Origin of the sequence: Psychromonas arctica (assembly GCF_038155225.1) — a bacterium.
Classification (GTDB): domain Bacteria; phylum Pseudomonadota; class Gammaproteobacteria; order Enterobacterales; family Psychromonadaceae; genus Psychromonas; species Psychromonas arctica_B.
This window is the reverse complement of sequence record NZ_JBAKBA010000228.1, coordinates 1-228: the sequence shown is the minus strand read 5'-3', so window position 1 is coordinate 228 and position 228 is coordinate 1. Positions and strand designations below refer to the sequence as shown.

At 32.0% G+C, this 228-nt stretch carries 1 protein-coding gene; it reads right to left on the bottom strand.

Annotated features, from left to right (window positions below):
• Positions 1-133 (bottom strand): flagellar basal body rod C-terminal domain-containing protein (locus V6255_RS19405; RefSeq protein ID WP_425355952.1); only part of this gene is annotated, 133 nt, incomplete at its 3' end.
• Positions 134-228: the final 95 nt, after the last annotated feature.

Genomic DNA, 228 nt, shown 5'->3' with positions numbered 1-228 from the left:
TAATAACTCGCGCTGCTGCACTATAATATTGCTGGTACATTAATAAATTAGCGGCTTCTTCATCGATATTTACACCACTTAATCTTTGAATTCGCTCAAAAGACTGATCTTTTAAAATTGATGCTGATTGCATAGCTACATCTGCATTAGCTGTTTTCGCTCCAATTTCAGATATGATATTGTTTTAAATATCCTGATAGCTTGATTTATTTCCATTCATTATTTTAG